The organism is Algibacter sp. Ld11 (genome assembly GCF_045066735.1).
Lineage (GTDB): Bacteria > Bacteroidota > Bacteroidia > Flavobacteriales > Flavobacteriaceae > Algibacter.
On the sequence record NZ_JBISHH010000026.1, the window covers coordinates 235,819 to 253,737 of the forward strand.

Annotated in this window: 14 protein-coding genes; 12 read left to right on the top strand and 2 right to left on the bottom strand. The window is 32.5% G+C overall.

Features of this window, described 5'->3' with window-relative positions:
• Nucleotide 1: 1 nt before the first annotated feature.
• The 6 genes from ACJJV4_RS17710 to ACJJV4_RS17735 all read left to right on the top strand — a co-directional run bounded on the left by ACJJV4_RS17710 (nucleotide 2) and on the right by ACJJV4_RS17735 (nucleotide 6,345).
• Nucleotides 2-979: a stage II sporulation protein M gene (locus ACJJV4_RS17710; protein WP_405296728.1), complete on the top strand. Its 978-nt coding sequence runs from the start codon at nucleotides 2-4 to the stop codon at nucleotides 977-979.
• On the top strand, nucleotides 966-1,904 hold the full coding sequence (locus ACJJV4_RS17715; RefSeq protein WP_405296729.1) for a hypothetical protein: 939 nt from the start codon (nucleotides 966-968) through the stop codon (nucleotides 1,902-1,904). The genes ACJJV4_RS17710 and ACJJV4_RS17715 overlap by 14 nt, the downstream gene beginning before the upstream one ends.
• Nucleotides 1,897-2,664, top strand: a complete 768-nt coding sequence (locus tag ACJJV4_RS17720; protein ID WP_405296730.1) for a DUF4129 domain-containing protein — start codon at nucleotides 1,897-1,899, stop codon at nucleotides 2,662-2,664. The genes ACJJV4_RS17715 and ACJJV4_RS17720 overlap by 8 nt, the downstream gene beginning before the upstream one ends.
• Nucleotides 2,661-3,857: a DUF4350 domain-containing protein gene (locus ACJJV4_RS17725; RefSeq protein WP_405296731.1), complete on the top strand. Its 1,197-nt coding sequence runs from the start codon at nucleotides 2,661-2,663 to the stop codon at nucleotides 3,855-3,857. Before ACJJV4_RS17720 ends, ACJJV4_RS17725 begins: the two co-directional genes overlap by 4 nt.
• A gap of 2 nt (nucleotides 3,858-3,859) precedes the next feature.
• Nucleotides 3,860-4,933, top strand: a complete 1,074-nt coding sequence (locus ACJJV4_RS17730) for an AAA family ATPase (protein WP_405296732.1) — start codon at nucleotides 3,860-3,862, stop codon at nucleotides 4,931-4,933.
• An 80-nt stretch (nucleotides 4,934-5,013) separates the two neighbouring features.
• Nucleotides 5,014-6,345 carry a DUF58 domain-containing protein gene (locus ACJJV4_RS17735; protein WP_405296733.1) on the top strand — a complete coding sequence of 444 codons (1,332 nt, stop codon included), beginning with the start codon at nucleotides 5,014-5,016 and terminating at the stop codon, nucleotides 6,343-6,345.
• A 113-nt stretch (nucleotides 6,346-6,458) separates the two neighbouring features.
• On the opposite strand, the gene pepT is transcribed toward ACJJV4_RS17735, so the two are convergent.
• Complete coding sequence (gene pepT, locus ACJJV4_RS17740) at nucleotides 6,459-7,703, bottom strand: peptidase T (RefSeq protein WP_405296734.1); 1,245 nt, start codon at nucleotides 7,701-7,703, stop codon at nucleotides 6,459-6,461.
• Between the two features lie 192 nt (nucleotides 7,704-7,895).
• Between pepT and ACJJV4_RS17745 the strand changes: the two genes are divergently transcribed.
• Nucleotides 7,896-8,930, top strand: coding sequence for a quinone-dependent dihydroorotate dehydrogenase (locus ACJJV4_RS17745; protein ID WP_405296735.1), 1,035 nt, complete (start codon nucleotides 7,896-7,898; stop codon nucleotides 8,928-8,930).
• On the opposite strand, the gene ACJJV4_RS17750 is transcribed toward ACJJV4_RS17745, so the two are convergent.
• Nucleotides 8,931-10,124 (bottom strand): zinc-dependent metalloprotease, encoded by a 1,194-nt coding sequence (locus ACJJV4_RS17750; protein WP_405296736.1) that lies wholly within the window; start codon nucleotides 10,122-10,124, stop codon nucleotides 8,931-8,933.
• A gap of 390 nt (nucleotides 10,125-10,514) precedes the next feature.
• Here ACJJV4_RS17750 and ACJJV4_RS17755 point away from each other — a divergent pair, with 390 nt between their 5' ends.
• The 5 genes from ACJJV4_RS17755 (at nucleotide 10,515) to ACJJV4_RS17775 (ending at nucleotide 17,884) form a co-directional block, all read left to right on the top strand.
• A complete protein-coding gene (locus tag ACJJV4_RS17755) occupies nucleotides 10,515-11,378 on the top strand; it encodes a hydroxymethylglutaryl-CoA lyase (RefSeq protein ID WP_405296737.1) in 864 nt (287 codons plus the stop codon).
• 292 nt (nucleotides 11,379-11,670) lie between these two features.
• Nucleotides 11,671-12,867, top strand: coding sequence for a DUF4856 domain-containing protein (locus ACJJV4_RS17760; protein WP_405296738.1), 1,197 nt, complete (start codon nucleotides 11,671-11,673; stop codon nucleotides 12,865-12,867).
• 47 nt (nucleotides 12,868-12,914) lie between these two features.
• Complete coding sequence (locus tag ACJJV4_RS17765; protein WP_405296739.1) at nucleotides 12,915-14,012, top strand: imelysin family protein; 1,098 nt, start codon at nucleotides 12,915-12,917, stop codon at nucleotides 14,010-14,012.
• Nucleotides 14,013-14,097: 85 nt separating this feature from the next.
• Nucleotides 14,098-15,480, top strand: coding sequence for an HTTM domain-containing protein (locus ACJJV4_RS17770; protein WP_405296740.1), 1,383 nt, complete (start codon nucleotides 14,098-14,100; stop codon nucleotides 15,478-15,480).
• Nucleotides 15,461-17,884: a TonB-dependent receptor domain-containing protein gene (locus tag ACJJV4_RS17775; protein ID WP_405296741.1), complete on the top strand. Its 2,424-nt coding sequence runs from the start codon at nucleotides 15,461-15,463 to the stop codon at nucleotides 17,882-17,884. Before ACJJV4_RS17770 ends, ACJJV4_RS17775 begins: the two co-directional genes overlap by 20 nt.
• The last annotated feature ends 35 nt before the right edge of the window (nucleotides 17,885-17,919 follow it).

Sequence of the window (17,919 nt, forward strand, 5' to 3'; positions counted from 1 at the left end):
CATGAGAGAAGTAGCATTTATTAAACAAAATAAAGAAAAATGGCTAGATTTTGAAAAAGCTATTTTTGGAAAAACTTTAAAAAATCCAGATGAATTGGCTTCTCTTTATATTCATTTGGTAAACGATTTATCTTACGCTCAAACCTATTATCCCAAAAGTAAAACAATTCTTTATTTAAACAACTTAGCGGCCAAAGCTTTTCAGAAAATTTATAAAACTAAGCGGGAAGATAGCAATAGATTTGTGCAATTTTGGAAAGTAGAAGTGCCTTTAATTGTTTATCAAAGTAGGCGATATGTACTTTATGCCTTTGCCATTTTTTTAACTTTTGTAGCTATTGGAGTTTTATCTGCTGCTTTCGACGATTCTTTTGTGCGTCTTATTTTAGGCGATCATTATGTTAACATGACACTCGAAAATATCGAAAAAGGCGATCCTGTGGCAGTTTATAAAAGTGGTAGTAATTGGGGGAGTTTTATTGGTATTACACTCAATAATCTATACGTGGGTATTAAGTCTTTTATATTTGGAGTTTTCGGCGGACTTGGAACAGGTTATGTTTTGTTGCAAAATGGTATCATGCTTGGCGCATTTCAATTTATGTTCCAAAAACATGGCGTGCTTTGGGAGAGTGTTCGTGGTATATGGATTCATGGCGCTATGGAAATTTTCGCCATTGTTATCGAAGGTGCGGCAGGGTTAATTTTAGGAGCGAGTATTTTGTTTCCTAAAACATATTCTAGAGTTACAAGCTTTAAGAGAGGTATGAAAGATGGTGTTAAAATATTAATTAGCACATTTCCTTTTACTATTTCAGCTGGCTTTTTAGAAGGTTTTGTAACGCGATATTCTAATATAATGCCTAATTGGTTATCGGTTGGTATTATTTTAGTAACACTGGGCGTTATTTCATTTTACTATTTAGTTTATCCCTTCATGGTAAATAAAAAACTTAAAAAAACATATGGAATTATATAAATCAAGGGGTTTTAGTGAGTTTTTTCAAGATACGTTCGCGTTTATCAAACTAAACGGAAAACACTTTTTTAGAGAATATTTTATTGTTAACGGTATCTTTTTATTGGTATTGGCAGTTTTAGGGTATTTCTTCACAACATTTTATACCGATTTAGTTTTTGGTGATATTTTAAACAGTAAGAGTACAACACTTTTAGATGAGTATATGAACGATAATTTTGTGCTTTTCTTGGCTATGCTAGTTGTATTTTTAATTGTTGCTATGGTAGCCGGAATTGTATCTTACGCCTTTCCATTTATTTATTTGAAAATATATAATTATAATGGAGGTGCCAATTTTGAAACTCGCCATATTTTAAAAAGCTACAAGGAAAGCGTAGGTAAATTAGCCATATTTATACTTTGTTGTTTGGCTATCGCTATACCTATGCTTATCGTCTTTTTTATTGGTGCAATGATTTTAACCGTTACTATTGTTGGTATTATGGCGCTTCCGCTTTTAGTTGGTGCTTTTATGCTTTTTTATGGCATGGCTTTAATGGAGTATTTAGAAAATAAAAAAGGAATTTGGGAGTGTTTTGTGTATTCTTGGGATTTGCTTAAATCTAAATTTTGGGCAGCAGTTGGGAGCGTGGGTTTATTTTACTTAATTATTTATATTATACAAAATATAATTTCAATTATACCTTACTTTTTTGGTATGGCAAGCATGTTTGCTACAGTGCAAGACGGACCTTCTAACGAAGATATTAGCTCTACCATGACGGTTGTAATGCTCGTAGTTTTCTTTTTAAGCTTTTTGGGAAGTGCTATTTTGGGTAACATTGTTCAACTCAATCAAGGTGTTGTATTTTATAGTTTAAAGGAAGAAAAAGAAAATATTAATACCAAGAGTGTTATCGATCAAATAGGTTTGGGTGAATAAAAAGCAATTTCTACATATCGTTTTTTTAATTTTCGGATTAATTTTTTCTACTGAAACTATTTCTGCTAAAAGCATTACAACTTTAGAGATTGTTTTGGTAGAGCATGATAGTTTGCAGATTGATACCACTAATGGTAAGAAGCGATTTTTTGAAAACTTAAAAACCATTTATACTAGCGAAGATTTTGTTTACGATAGAACCGTGGAAAGCTCGGGTTGGTGGACGCGATTTAAGGAATGGTTGAATGAACTCTTTAAGGATTTTTTCCAAATGAAAGGGGAAAAGGAGGCTTCTGTATTTACAGATATAGCAATTAAACTAGGAGCAGTAATCATTATTCTATTAGTCATTTTCTTTATTTTTAAAGCTGTGATGAATAGCGAAGGCAAGTGGGTTTTCGGGAAAGGATCTGATAAAAGTATTATACCTGTTAGCGATATCGAAGCCAATATTCATGCTGTAGATTTTAAAACACTTATCGCTTCCGCGGAAGCAGAACAGAATTATAGGTTAGCAATCCGTTATTACTATTTGTGGCTTTTAAAGGGGTTAACTACATCTGAAATTATTGAATATGATGTTGAAAAAACCAATAGCGACTATCAAAACGAGATTACTTCTATAGATTTAAAAGAAAACTTTTCATATACATCATACCTATACAATTACATTTGGTACGGTGAGTTTGACGTTAATGAGCAGGAGTTTACTAAGGCCAAAAATGCTTTTATTCAATTTATAAAATCGATAGAAGCATGAATAAAACCATAAAAATATATATTGCTTTGCTCGTGTTTTTATTTGCAGGAGCAATAGCTATCGAATTCTCTAGGGAGCAACCTATAAACTGGAATAGAACGTTTAATGAAACAGATAAAATTCCGTATGGTACTTTTATTTTTTATGAGCAGCTAAACAATCTGTTTCCTGAAAGCCATATAAAAACTATACACGCCACACCTTACGAGTATTTTGATGCGCTTTACAATTTTGATGATAGTATTTATAACACCAGCGGTACGTATATGGCCGTTAATAATTTTTCTGGTTTAGATGATGTTTCTGCTCAAGAATTATTAGATTTTGCGGCACATGGGAATGATGTTTTTATATCTTCTAATTTTCCATCTAAAAACATTCAAGATTCACTAGGTGTTGATATCAAAAACGATTACAGTTTTAAAGGAAAAGCGCTTTTAAGTTTTGCTAATTCTGGGTTTAAAAAAGATTCTATCACTATTGAAAAAGGATTGGGTAATTACTATTTTACCGAGTTAGATTCTGCATCAACAACAGTTTTAGGTTACCAAAAATTCGATTCTATAAGGCATATTAATTATGTAAAGGTAGAATATGGTGCAGGAAATTTCTATTTACACCTTCAACCAGTTGTTTTTACCAATTATCATTTACTTAAAAAAAACAATAAAAAATATGCCGAGGCAGCGCTATCTTATATCGCTAATGATACCATACATTTCGATTCGGTTAATAAAATTGGTAGTGATTTGGGGAGTTCACCTTTAAGGTTTATTCTAAAAACTCCGGCCTTACGCTGGGCTTGGTATTTGGCTTTGTTCGCTTTAGTTTGTTTTATGATTTTTAATGCAAAGCGTAGGCAACGTATTGTAAAAATTATAAAACCGAATGAGAATACAACCGTGGCATTCACTAAAACCATTGGTAATTTGTATTACGAAACTAAGGAGCACGATACTATTATTGATAAAAAAATCACTTATTTTTTAGAATATTTAAGACGTGAATATTTTTTGGACACACAGATTTTAGATGAAAGATTTATTAAAAACTTGAGTCTTAAATCGAACAAAAAAGAAGATACTATAAAACGATTAATTAATTTAATTTTACAATTAAAGGCCAAACGCCATTTGGAAGAAGCCGATTTGTTAAGATTAAACAAAGCTATTGAAGCTTTTTATAATAAATAATTATGGACGAAAACAACACGCCAAATAACGATAATTTAGATTTAGGAGCAGAACAACAAAGTTTTGAAAACACCCTTTCGGGAAAAGAGGCCACAGAAGAATCTAATTTAGATTTTAAAAGTCGAATAGATTTAAGTGAGCTTCAAAACGGTATCGCACTCATAAAAAATGAAATAGGAAAAGTAATTGTTGGCCAAAAAGGGATGATAGATATGCTAATAGCTTCTATTTTGGCAAACGGGCATTCATTAATAGAGGGTGTGCCCGGAGTGGCAAAAACAATTTCGGCTAAGTTACTGGCAAAATCATTAGATGTTGGTTTTAGCCGTATTCAATTTACACCAGATTTAATGCCAAGCGATATTTTAGGAACCTCTGTTTTCGATATGAAATCTTCTGAATTTGAATTCAAAAAAGGCCCTATTTTTTCAAATATGATTCTTATTGATGAAATAAATCGTGCCCCAGCAAAAACACAGGCAGCTTTGTTTGAAGTTATGGAAGAGCGCCAAATTACCATCGATGGTAATAAGTTTGTTATGGATTTACCTTTTATTGTTTTAGCAACACAAAACCCGGTGGAACAAGAAGGAACTTACCGTTTACCAGAAGCCCAACTAGACCGTTTTTTGTTTAAAATAGATGTAGATTATCCAAATTTAGAAGAAGAGATAGAAATTATAAACAGAGAACAAGCGTTGCAAGGAGGTGCCAAAACCGATAAAATTACGACGCATTTAAGTAAAGCAGATATTTCTAAATTTCAGGTTTTAGTAAGTCAAATCCTTATCGAAGCCCACTTAGTAAAATATATAGCAGATATTATTGTAAATACGCGTAGTAATCCGTTTTTATATTTAGGCGCTTCGCCACGTGCGTCGATTGCAATATTAAAAGCAAGTAAAGCCTTTGCAGCCATGAACGGTAGAGATTTTGTAACGCCTGAAGATATTAAGCAAGCAGCCATTCCAGTACTGCAACATCGTGTTATTGTAACACCAGAGCGCGAAATGGAAGGGGTGACTTCAAAACAAATAATTAAGCAAATTATAGAAGCCGTAGAGATTCCGAGGTAAGGATTTAAGTACTAAGTATTCAATAAAAAAATAATTAATATCTAGTAACCAACAACAAGTAGTAACCAATAATCAAAAAATTGAAACGTCTTAAACCATTTTATATACAAAATAGATTTTTTTACACATGCTTGGCCGTAATTGTCTTGTTTGTGTTAAGTTTTGTGTTCCCTAGGCTTTTTAATTTGGTGAAGCTACTGTTGTTATGCCTATTTGTTTTAACCATTTTAGATGCTATTTTATTGTTTGCAGCAAAAAAGGGAATAAAGGGAACTCGAAATTTACCCGAAAAATTCTCAAATGGAGATCAAAATGCTATTGGTATTTCTATTGAAAACTTCTATACATTTCCTGTTTTTATTCAAATTATTGATGAAATTCCTTTGCAGTTCCAAGTACGGGGTTTTAAAATAGATAGAAAGTTAGATGCCTCTAGCTTAACGGAATTAGAATATAAGCTGCGCCCAACTGAGCGTGGAGAGTATCAATTCGGAAAACTTAATATTTATGCCACATCGGTTTTTGGATTAATTGCAAGACGCTTTTGGTTTGATGATGACCAAATGATTGCTACGTACCCAAGTTTTATTCAATTGCGTAAATATAATTTGCTTGCCATAAGTAATAATTTATTGCAGTATGGAGTTAAAAAAGTAAGGAAGTTAGGGCACACCATGGAATTTGAGCAGATTAAAGATTATGTTTTAGGTGATGATTTACGCACTATAAATTGGAAGGCTACTGCCAAGAAAAACCAGTTAATGGTAAATCAGTTTCAAGATGAAAAATCTCAGCCTATATATTCTGTAATTGATAAAGGACGTGTTATGAAAATGCCTTTTGATGGCTTAACTTTACTAGATTATGCTATAAATGCGGCTTTGGTAATATCTAATGTGGCTTTAAAGAAACAAGATAAAGCCGGTATTTTTTCATTTTCTAAAAAAGTAGAAAATAGAGTCGTTGCGGAGCGCAGAACATCTCAAATGAATTTAATTTTAGAGGCGCTTTATAATGTGAACACCGATTATTACGAAAGTGATTTTGGTCGATTATATGCCGATGTAAAACGTAATATTACGCAAAGAAGTCTTGTTTTATTATATACTAATTTTGAAACCTTAGATGGTTTGCATCGCCAATTACCTTATTTAAAAGGAATTGCTAAAAGTCATTTATTAGTCGTGATTTTCTTTAAAAACACAGAACTAGATAGTATAATTGATGAGAACGCAGAAACGGTGCAACAGGCGTATGATAAGGTAATTGCGGAAAAATTTGCTTTTGAAAAGCGACTTATTGTAAATGAATTAAAGAAATACGGTATTTATTCTATTTTAACAACACCAGAAAACTTAACCATTGATACAATAAATAAATATTTAGAAATTAAAGCACGCGGCTTGCTGTAGCATATATTTATTATATCTTTTGGAGTAGTAACTCTTTTTTTATAAACTAAAATAGCGCTAGAACCTGAAGGTTTTAGCGCTATTTGTATAAATAAGTATATGTATTTAAGTTTTTAGTTTTGAGCTTCTTCTGCTGTTAATTCTGCTATTTTACAAATTACTTCAGTAGCTTTTATAATGCTTTCTACAGGTACATATTCGTAACGACCGTGAAAGTTATGTCCACCGGCAAATATATTAGGGCAAGGTAAGCCCATATAGCTTAATTGCGATCCATCTGTTCCGCCGCGAATAGCTTTAATTAATGGTTCAATATCTAGAGTTTTCATCGCTTTTTCTGCAATATCAACAATATGCATTACAGGTTCAATTTTTTCACGCATGTTAAAATACTGATCCTTAATTTCTGTAGTAATCACCTCGTTTCCGTATTGCGAATTAAGTTCAGCAGTAAGTTTTAGCATTACTTCTTTTCTTGCTTCAAAATGGCCACGATCGTGATCGCGAATAATGTATTTTAGAGTGGTTTCTTCAACATCACCTTCCATGTTATGTAAATGGAAAAAACCTTGATAATCTGTGGTGTGCTCTGGTGTTTCCATCCGTGGTAGAGAATTAATAAACTCGGTAGCAATGTACATGGAGTTTATCATTTTACCTTTAGCATAGCCGGGATGCACAATTTTTCCTTTAATTTTTACAACAGCTCCAGCGGCATTAAAGTTTTCGTATTCTAGTTCACCAATCTGGCTTCCGTCCATGGTGTAGGCCCATTCTGCTCCAAATTTTTCAACATCAAATTTATGAGCACCTCGTCCTATTTCTTCATCTGGAGTAAATCCAACTCGAATTTTTCCATGTTTAATTTCTGGGTGTTGCACTAAGTACTCCATAGCAGAAACAATTTCGCAAATTCCAGCTTTATCATCGGCGCCTAAAAGTGTTGTGCCATCTGTGGTAATTATCGTTTGTCCTTTATATTGCAATAAATCTTCAAAATAATCTGGAGATAGAATAATGTTTTCAGCTTCATTTAAAACAATATCTTTTCCATCGTAATTTTCGATAATTTGAGGTTTTACGTTTTTTCCTGTAAAATCTGGCGACGTATCAAAATGAGAAATAAACCCAATAGTTGGTACATTGTGATCTACGTTGCTAGGCAATGTAGCCATGATGTATGCATTTTCGTCGATGCTAACATCTTCTAAACCAATTTGTTTAAGTTCTTCGGCAAGTTTGTTAGCCAAATCCCACTGTTTTTTTGTACTTGGTGTAGTTTGAGATTCTGGATCAGATTCGGTATCGACAGTTACGTAACCTACAAAGCGTTTTATGATATGTTCTTTTGAAATCATTTTAGAAAAATTTTAATGTATTTGAGGGAAAAAATGTTCTTGATTTTAATACTTCAAAAATACGATTTTTAACCATGAATTCGCGAATGTTTTCATTCAAATAATTAGGATACAAGATTCAAATATTTAAATTTTCAGGCGTTAGAATTGTTCAATTTTTTAATTAAACCTATTTTTGCACAAATAATCCTGATGTACAAACAATTACTGCGCCCGATATTTTTTTCTTTCGATCCCGAAAAAATTCACCATTTTACATTTTCATTAGTAAAATTAACTTCTAAAATCCCTGGTTTTAAGTCTATATATAGAAGTTTATATGTTATAGATAACCCTAAATTAGAGCGAAATGTATTGGGGTTAACTTTTAAAAACCCAGTGGGATTAGCTGCAGGTTTTGATAAAAATGCCGTGCTATATAATGAATTGGCAAACTTTGGATTTGGTTTTATTGAAATAGGTACTGTAACTCCGAAAGCGCAAGAGGGAAATCCTAAAAAACGTTTGTTTCGTTTAAAACATGATCAAGGTATTATTAACCGAATGGGGTTTAATAATGAAGGCTTACAAGCTGCTATTGTTCAACTTAAAAAGAATAAGGGAAAACTTATTATTGGTGGAAATATTGGTAAAAACACCCAAACAAAACCCGAAGATTATACAAAGGATTATTTAGAATGTTTTAACGCCTTGCATCCTTATGTGGACTATTTTGTACTTAATGTAAGTTGCCCAAATGTAGGATCGCATGCTAAGTTGAATGATAAAGATTATTTAGAAGAATTAATTGGAGCAGTTCAAAAAGCCAATCGTACGTTTACAAAGCAAAAACCTATAGTTTTAAAAATTGCACCAGATTTAAACAATGCGCAGTTAGACGAAATTATTGAATTGGTAAAAGATACGAATTTAGATGGTGTTATTGCTAGTAACACGTCTATGGATAGAAGTGGTTTAAAAGCTTCGCAAGAGCGTTTGGAAAGTATTGGTAATGGTGGTTTGAGCGGACAACCTGTAAAGGAGAAAAGTACGGCTGTTATTAAATATTTATCTGAAAAGAGTAATAAAGCCTTTCCTATTATTGGAGTAGGTGGTGTACATTCTGCTAAAGATGCTTTAGAGAAAATTGATGCGGGAGCCGATCTAGTTCAAATTTATACCGGGTTTATTTACGAAGGTCCAAGTTTGGTGAAACAAATTAATAAAGCAATATTAGCTAAGTTTTAATTATTTAATAAACTTTCTAGATACTGTCGCGTTTCCGTTTTGTAGTTGTAAAATATAAGTTCCAGCAGATAATCTATTTACATTAATTTCATTATTTTCAACATAACCTTCTATCAAGGCTTGTCCTTGTAGATTTATTACCCTGAAAGTTATTGGTGTATCTATCGAAGTAGAAGACAAGTAAATGTTACCATTTTGCACAGGATTAGGATAAAGTTTAACAGCATTTAAAGTTGCTATTTCAGCTTCTTCTTCTGTCGCAATTTCAGGAATAATTCCGGGTTGTGTAAATCTGTTTTTTTCTAAAGTAAAATAAGCATACATGCGTATTATTTGCTCTGTAGAAAAGTAAGTTCTACATGCTTTTAAAGAATACGACATCATGTTGCTAGTGTCTGGATTAAAAGTATCTCCATTGGCATCGGTAGCATTACCGGTGTAGTTGCAAAAATTATCTACGTTATCGCTAGATAATCCGGGATCGGCAGGTGTATCGCATATACCATCTCCATCGGTGTCGCAGTTGCTACCATCAACCAACTCCGTAGTTAATTGCGTGTTGCTAATACCATGTGTGTGTACTAAAGATAAAATATGTCCAATTTCGTGAGCTAAAGTAGAATCGTTAATAGAACAGCTGTTTTTTACGACTATAATATCTCTGTTATCTGCATTATCACTGTAACCACAAATGGAAGATTTTGATGTATTATATAAATACTCAGCAAAATAAACATTTAAAATACCGGGTGTGTAATGACTTTCTAGTAAGGTTTTTTCATCTCCTTTTTCAAATTGCATTAATTCACTATCGTCAATATAATCTATACCTTCATAAAGTATAAAGTTTACATCAGCAGCGTCAAACATATTGTTTAAGTTTCTAAAAGCCTTTTCTAAATCGTATGCATGTAAACCACCAGAACCATTAGAATATCTAATCGCGTGCACTTTTATTTGGATATCTTGGGCTACCGTAATATCTCCCTTAACCTTAGCAGAACGTTGTTGTAGCATGCTCTGTTTAAAGGTAGCTAATTCAGCTTTATGAGTTTTAAAATAATTTAAAGTTTCTGGAGAGCTTACCGTTTGGCACTCTTGTACCACTTCGCTTTGTCCATAGCTATCTATGCTAACAAAAAATGTAACAATGAAGAGAAATAGTAAAGTTGTTTTTTTAAAGAAAATATTCATTTTGGGGGCAAACATTTGATCAAATGTATTTCAAAATTCGTATTTGTAAGAAAAAAAACGTTGTAGTTGATATTATACTCGTTTAGCGTACTAAGTGATTGGTTTTTGGGTTTAAAAGTGTTAAATTTTAACTTTATTTTTTCATTGTAATGGTTTAAAAATGAAAACAATAGGTTTTATTGGGGTTTAAAAAGTTTTGAAATTCCAGTACTATATTCATGAAAGGCCTCCTAGGTGCCAAATAGTAGCGTTTGAGATATAATGTGCTTTTTAATACTTCCATAAAATTGGTTGTAGCTCGTTGACAATGAGTTAATTTAAATCAATAGTTTTATCCATTCTTTTTTCAGAAAATAATAGTATTTTTAACAACTATATTTTTAACTGTTTATGCAAAAACCCGTAAAAATTATTGAGTGCCCTCGAGATGCTATGCAAGGTATTAAGGCTTTTATTCCAACGGAAAAAAAGGTGCAATACATTCAGTCGCTTTTGCGGGTAGGTTTCGATACTATTGATGTGGGAAGTTTTGTATCTCCCAAAGCTATTCCACAAATGGTCGATACGTCACAGGTTTTAGAGCAGTTAGATTTAAGTAAAACTACTAGTAAATTATTAGCCATTATTGCTAATACTCGTGGCGCTATAGATGCTTGTCAGGAAGATGTTATAGATTATTTAGGATACCCGTTTTCGATTTCAGAAAATTTCCAAATGCGTAATACTCACAAAACCATAGCAGAATCTGTGGTAACACTTTCTGAAATTTTAGAGCATGCAGATAAAGCTAGTAAGGAAGTTGTAGTCTATATTTCTATGGGGTTTGGAAATCCGTATGGTGATCCTTGGAATGTAGATATAGTAGGCGAGTGGACAGAGAAATTAGCCAATATGGGTGTTAAAATACTTTCTTTAAGCGATACTGTTGGCACATCAGATCCAGAAAGCATTAATTACTTGTTTTCAAATTTAATTCCTAAATATCCAGAAATTGAGTTTGGTGCACATTTACATACCACGCCAACAAGTTGGTTTGAAAAGGTCGATGCGGCCTACAAAGCAGGATGTTACCGATTTGATGGTGCTATACAAGGTTTTGGTGGTTGCCCAATGGCAAAAGATGAATTAACAGGAAATATGCCAACCGAAAAATTACTATCGTATTTTACTTCACAAAAGAATAATGATTTAAATGCGCTTAGTTTTGAAAGTGCTTATAATGAAGCTTCAAAAATCTTCAAAGTTTATCATTAATTCTAGTTTTCAGTTTGTAAATAGTGAGTTAAATCTTAATAATAGTATTTTAAAATAGGCTGTTATTATGGTCTGCTATAACTCATATTATAATTAATTGGTTTTTATTTCATTTACTATAATCTTTGTTAAGTCTTTATTTATATGAGTTAATGAAGGTTTATTAAAAATTAATTATTTCTTTATTTTAATTTGTTCTAAATAAACTTTGTTGAAGTTATTATGTGTTTTATATTTGCAACTTCAAATTAAAAATTATTTGTAATAAGTCTAAATAAAATAATAACTTATAATGAAAAAAATAGTATTCAGTCTTTTTGTAGCATCGGCATTATTTCAATCTTGTTCAAGTGACGACGATGGAGGTGGAAGCTCTCAAGTAGAAGCACCAACAACATATACCTTTTTAAGAGATGGAAATTCGTCGGTAAGTTATAGCGGACAAACCACAAGAATTTTAATGGCAGAAGAATTAGTTTCTGGATTAAAAGTTGAAACAAATACAGAAGCGACTTTAGATGCTATGTTTGCTCACGTAGAAGGAGCAAGTGATTTTAGTGATGCAGATTTAAACGCATCAGATAAAAGTGTGCGTAGTAAAGTAGCAGCTTCAACAGATTTTTTCTCAGCAAACACTACAGAAGCTAACGAAATTAAAGCTGATTTTGACGGATGGATTGCATCGCAAGTAAATGATGTTTTTCCAAACTGGAGCTTTACAGCAGCAGCTGGAGAGGCAGGCGCTTTACAACAAGCTGGTGGTGGTACAACTCGTTACTTAAACGAAAAGGGATTAGAATACAACCAAGCTTTTGCTAAAGGTTTAATTGGTGGGTTAATGATCGATCAAATCCTTAATAACTACTTAAGCCCAGCAGTTTTAGATGCAGGTACAAATGTTGAAGACAATAACAATGTGGTTTTAGAAGAAGGTAAAACATACACTTCTATGGAACATAAATGGGATGAAGCTTTTGGATATTTATACGGTAGCGAAGCAGATGCTGCTAATCCTGTATTAGATGTAGATCAGTTTTTAAGTGAATATTTAGACCGCGTTGAAGCAGACGAAGATTTTGCAGGTATAGCTTCTAAAATTTACAATGCTTTTAAGTTAGGTCGTGCTGCAATTGTTGCGAATGAGTATGCAATTCGTGATGCACAAGCAGAAATTATTAAAGAAAATATTTCAGTAATACCAGCAGTTAGAGCGGTATACTATTTACAATCAGGAAAAAATAATTTAGGTGTGGATAATGCATCAGCATTCCATGGTTTATCTGAAGCTTACGGATTTATTTACAGCCTTCAATTTACAAGACAACCAAATTCAACATCACCTTATTTAACAAAAACAGAAGTAGATGCTTATTTAGCAGAACTTATGGAAGGTAATGGTTTCTGGGATGTTACGACTAATACTTTAGATGAAATTTCAGATGAGATTTCGGCTAAATTTGGTTTCACAACAGAAGAAGCCTCTAACTAAGAACTTTAGTTTTTAGAAGCCCTTTTAGAATTAAAACAATGTGTAGTATGATTAAAAAGATTTTTTTAGCAGTAATAGCCTTAACATTTATAGTGGCATGTAGTTCATCATCATCAGATGATAGTCCATCGGTAAGTCCCGATAATTTTGACAGAGGCGCCTTATTAACCAATTTGGCAGATAATATCATTATTCCTGCATATCAAGATTTATCGGCTAAATTAGAAACTTTAACAGCAGATAAAGATGCTTTCGTAGCTGATGCAAATCAAACTAATTTAGATAACTTAAGAGCATCTTGGTTAGAAGCTTATAAAGTTTGGCAACATGTTGAAATGTTCAATATTGGTAAAGCTGAAGAGTTAACCTATAGTTTTCAAATGAATATCTATCCGGTTTCTACAACAGATGTTGAAGCGAATATTTCTGCTGGAAATGCCGATTTAACGCACGTTAATAATAACGATGCCGTTGGTTTCCCTGCTGTAGATTATATGCTTTACGGTGTTGCAGACAGTGATGCTGCTATTTTAACTAAGTATGAAGATGATAAGTATAAAGCTTATTTATCAGATTTAGTAAACCAAATGGAAAGCTTAACCGAAACTGTTTTAACAGATTGGACTTCTAATTACCGTGCAACTTTTGTTAGCTCGACTTCCAATACAGTAACGAGTTCTTTAAATAAGTTTGTAAACGATTATATCTTTTACTTCGAAAAAAGTTTAAGAGCGAATAAGTTTGGAATTCCAGGAGGTGTTTTTTCAACAGATCCTTTACCAGAAAAGGTAGAAGCTTTCTATAATCAAGAAGTTTCAAAAACATTAGCTTTAGAAGCTTTAACAGCTTTTCAAAATACATTAAACGGTACTTATTATAATTCTAGTGCTACTGGCGAAAGTTTTAAAACCTATTTAACTGAATTGGAACGTACCGATTTAAGTACTTTATTAAATACAAGAATAGATGCAGCAAGAGCAAAAATTAATCTTTTAGATGATAATTTTTACTCACAAGTAAATAGCGATAATGTTAAAATGACAGAAGCTTATGATGCTTTACAATTAGTAGTAGTATCATTAAAAGTAGATATGCTACAGGCTTTCAATGTGAGCGTCGATTATGTTGATGCCGATGGCGATTAAAAACATATAAATATTACTAAAAAGGTTGTCTAATAAAAAGGCAACCTTTTTTGCGTATCACTAAATTGAATAGAAAAACTTTTTAATGAAACTGAGTATAAGCACATATTTAAATAAAACTACAAGCGCAGCCCCATTGGCTGTGTTTCGTGTTTTCTTTGGTATCATGATGTGTTTAAGTATTGTGCGATTTTGGTATAACGACTGGATCGATTTACTGTATATACAACCCAAGTTTCACTTTACGTATTTCGGATTTGAATTTATAAAACCACTAGGCGTTTATACCTATGTATTGTTTGCAATTTGCGGTATCGCAGCCATTTTTGTGGCTTTGGGTTTTAAATATAGGATAGCCATTATTACATTCTTTTTAAGTTTTACTTACATTGAATTAATGGATAAAACCACCTATTTAAATCATTACTACTTTATTACTTTATTGAGTTTTATAATGATTTTTTTACCTGCCAATGTGCATTTTTCTGTAGATAATATATTCCGAAGAAAAACATATCAAAACATCCCTAAGTGGACTATTGATAGCATAAAACTTCTATTAGGTATTGTTTATTTTTATGCAGGTTTGGCGAAGCTTAATAGCGATTGGTTATTTAAAGCGATGCCTTTAAAAATTTGGTTGCCTTCAAAATACGATTTACCGTTTATTGGCGAAAACCTTATGCAGCAAAATTGGTTTCATTTCGCGATGAGCTGGAGCGGTATGCTATACGATTTGTTTATTCCGTTTTTATTATTGTACAAAAAAACACGCTGGTTTGCCTTTATTTTAGTGGTTGTTTTTCATGTGTTTACTCGGGTTTTATTTCCTATTGGTATGTTTCCATTTATTATGATTGTTTCAACTTTAATATTTTTTGATGCTAGTTTTCATCAGAATATTATAAGGCTTTTAAAACGCCTATTAAATGCGTTATCTCTGCGGAAGCCGTCATTGCAAGCAAGCAAATTAAATGTTTATTCCCAGTTTCAACTTAAAGCTAAATCGCTCATTATTCCATTATTTGTGCTGTTTTTTAGTATTCAATTGGTATTTCCGTTTCGTTATTTATTATACCCAAACGAGTTGTTTTGGACGGAAGAAGGGTATCGTTTTTCATGGCGCGTTATGCTTATGGAAAAAATGGGTATCGCAACGTTTAAGATTGTCGATGCCGATACAGGACGATTTTTTTACGTGAATAATAAAGATTTTTTAACCCCTTTTCAGGAAAAACAAATGAGTTTTCAACCTGATTTTATTTTGGAATACGCACATTATTTAGGCGATCACTTTACGGAGCAAGGACACAAAAATGTTCAGGTTTTTGTTGAAAGCTATGTGGCATTAAATGGCAGATTAAGCGCTCCATATATCAATAAAACCGTAGATTTGTATGCGGAAAAAGAATCATTTAAACCAAAGCATTGGATTTTACCATTTAAGGATGACATTAAAGGACTTTAAAATTATACTCGCATTTTTAATTAGTGCGTTCGGTTTTGCACAGCATAACGTTTCAGGAACGGTTACTTTTTCAAAAACAAATACACCAGTGGCCGATGTAAAAGTTTACGATAAAACATCGGGAGTTCTTGCAACTACTGATAATTCGGGGTTTTTTAAATTTGAAACGTCTAAAAAAGAATTAACTTTAGTGTTTTTCTCTTTTGAATATGCTGTGGAAGAAGTTACTATTGAAACCGAAAACGCTTCAACCTTAAATATTACTTTAAAAGATTTAACTCAGAATTTATCTGAAGTTGAAATTACAGCACGTAAGCAACGCATTTTCGAATTAAAACGTTTAAATGATGTTGAGGGAACTGCTATTTATGCCGGTAAAAAAACGGAAGTGGTATTGGTAGAGCAGTCTATGGCGAATTTAGCATCTAACAATGCAAGACAAATTTATAGTCAAGTAGCAGGTTTAAATATTTATCAAAATGACGACGCCGGATTGCAATTAAACATTGGTGGTCGTGGTTTAGACCCAAACCGTACAGCTAACTTTAATACTAGACAAAATGGTTACGATATTAGTGCTGATGTTTTAGGATATCCAGAAAGTTATTACACACCGGCTTCGGAGGGTTTGTCAGAAATTCAGGTGATTCGAGGTGCGGCTTCATTACAATATGGAACGCAGTTTGGAGGTTTAATTAATTTTAAAATGAAAGAACCAAACCCTAATAAACCTCTAGAAGTGATTACTAGAAATACTTTAGGGAGTTATGGGTTGTATACCAATTTTACAAGTGTTAGCGGTACCAAAAACAAATGGAGTTATTACAGTTATTTCAACTATAAGAAAGGAGATGGATTTCGTCCAAATTCGGAGTTTGAATCTAAAAACGTATTCGCAAATTTAGGGTATCAATTTAACAAAAAAACAAAGTTAACAGGCGAGGTAACCTATATGCGTTATTTAGCCCAACAAGCTGGTGGATTAACCGATGCGATGTTTAATGAAGATCCGTACCAAAGTAACCGTGCTAGAAACTGGTTTCAGGTAGATTGGATACTTTATAATTTAAAATTAGATCATAAATTTTCTGATAAAACAAATTTTACATTTAACTTTTTTGGATTGAATGCTTCTCGTGATGCTTTAGGTTTTAGAACCAACCGTGTGAGTCAAGTAGATTCTAACCAAGAACGCGATTTAATTAAAGGTGATTTTAAAAACTTTGGTTTTGAGTCGCGTTTGCTTACCAAATATAAAGCGTTTAATAAAGATGCTACGTTTTTAATTGGTTCTAAATTTTATAAAGCCGATAACTATCAAGAACAAGGTCCGGCTAGTGATGGTATTGGTCCAGATTTTGATTTTACCAACGACGAATACCCTAATTATCCAAACCAATCTCAATTCGATTTACCTAACTTAAATGTTTCTGTTTTTGGTGAAAATATTTTCTATGTATCAGATGAGTTCTCGGTAACACCAGGTTTTAGATTCGAATATATTAAAACACAAAGTGAAGGATTTTATAAAAACATAAATACCGATGCTGCTGGGAATGTTATTTTTGAAGAAACGGTTGAAGATAACCAAAACTTCGAGCGTTCGTTTATTTTATTAGGCTTGGGGCTTAGTTATAAGCCTAACACAAACTTTGAAGCTTATGGAAATGTTTCTCAAAACTACCGTTCGGTGACATTTTCGGATATAAATATTGATAATCCTGCGTTTTTAATTAGTCCAGATATTACTGACGAAGAAGGGTTTACAACCGATTTAGGTATTCGTGGAAATTTCAATAATATGGTGTCTTACGATTTGGGTGTTTTTGGACTGTTCTATAAAAAAAGAATCGGTTTTGTAACCATTGTAGATACCGATGGAAGTATTAAAAATGAACGTGGTAATATTGGAGATGCTGTAATGTATGGTGTAGAATCTTTATTCGATTTTAATTTGAAGAAAATTTTCAACTTAAATAATAATATTAAGCTTAATTATTTTATAAATACATCGGTTATTAATTCGGAATATACAGCTTCTGAAAAAGCTGGTGTTAAAGGAAATAAAGTAGAGTTTGTTCCTGATTTAAATTTAAAAATGGGACTTAACGGTGGTTATAAAAACCTATTGGCTAATATTCAATATAGCTATTTAGGAAGCCAATTTACCGATGCTACAAACTCTATAGAGGCTAGTGAAAGCGGTGTTGTAGGTGAAATTCCTGAGTACGATATTTTAGATGTATCGCTTTCTTATAGCTATAAAAATTTCAAACTAGAAACAGGCATTAATAATGTTTTAGATAACGCATACTTTACGCGTAGAGCTACGGGTTATCCAGGACCCGGAATTATTCCTTCATCACCAAGAAATTGGTATACCACATTACAGATTAAATTTTAACATTTTTTTATAATTTGAGGACTAAACCTTCGAAT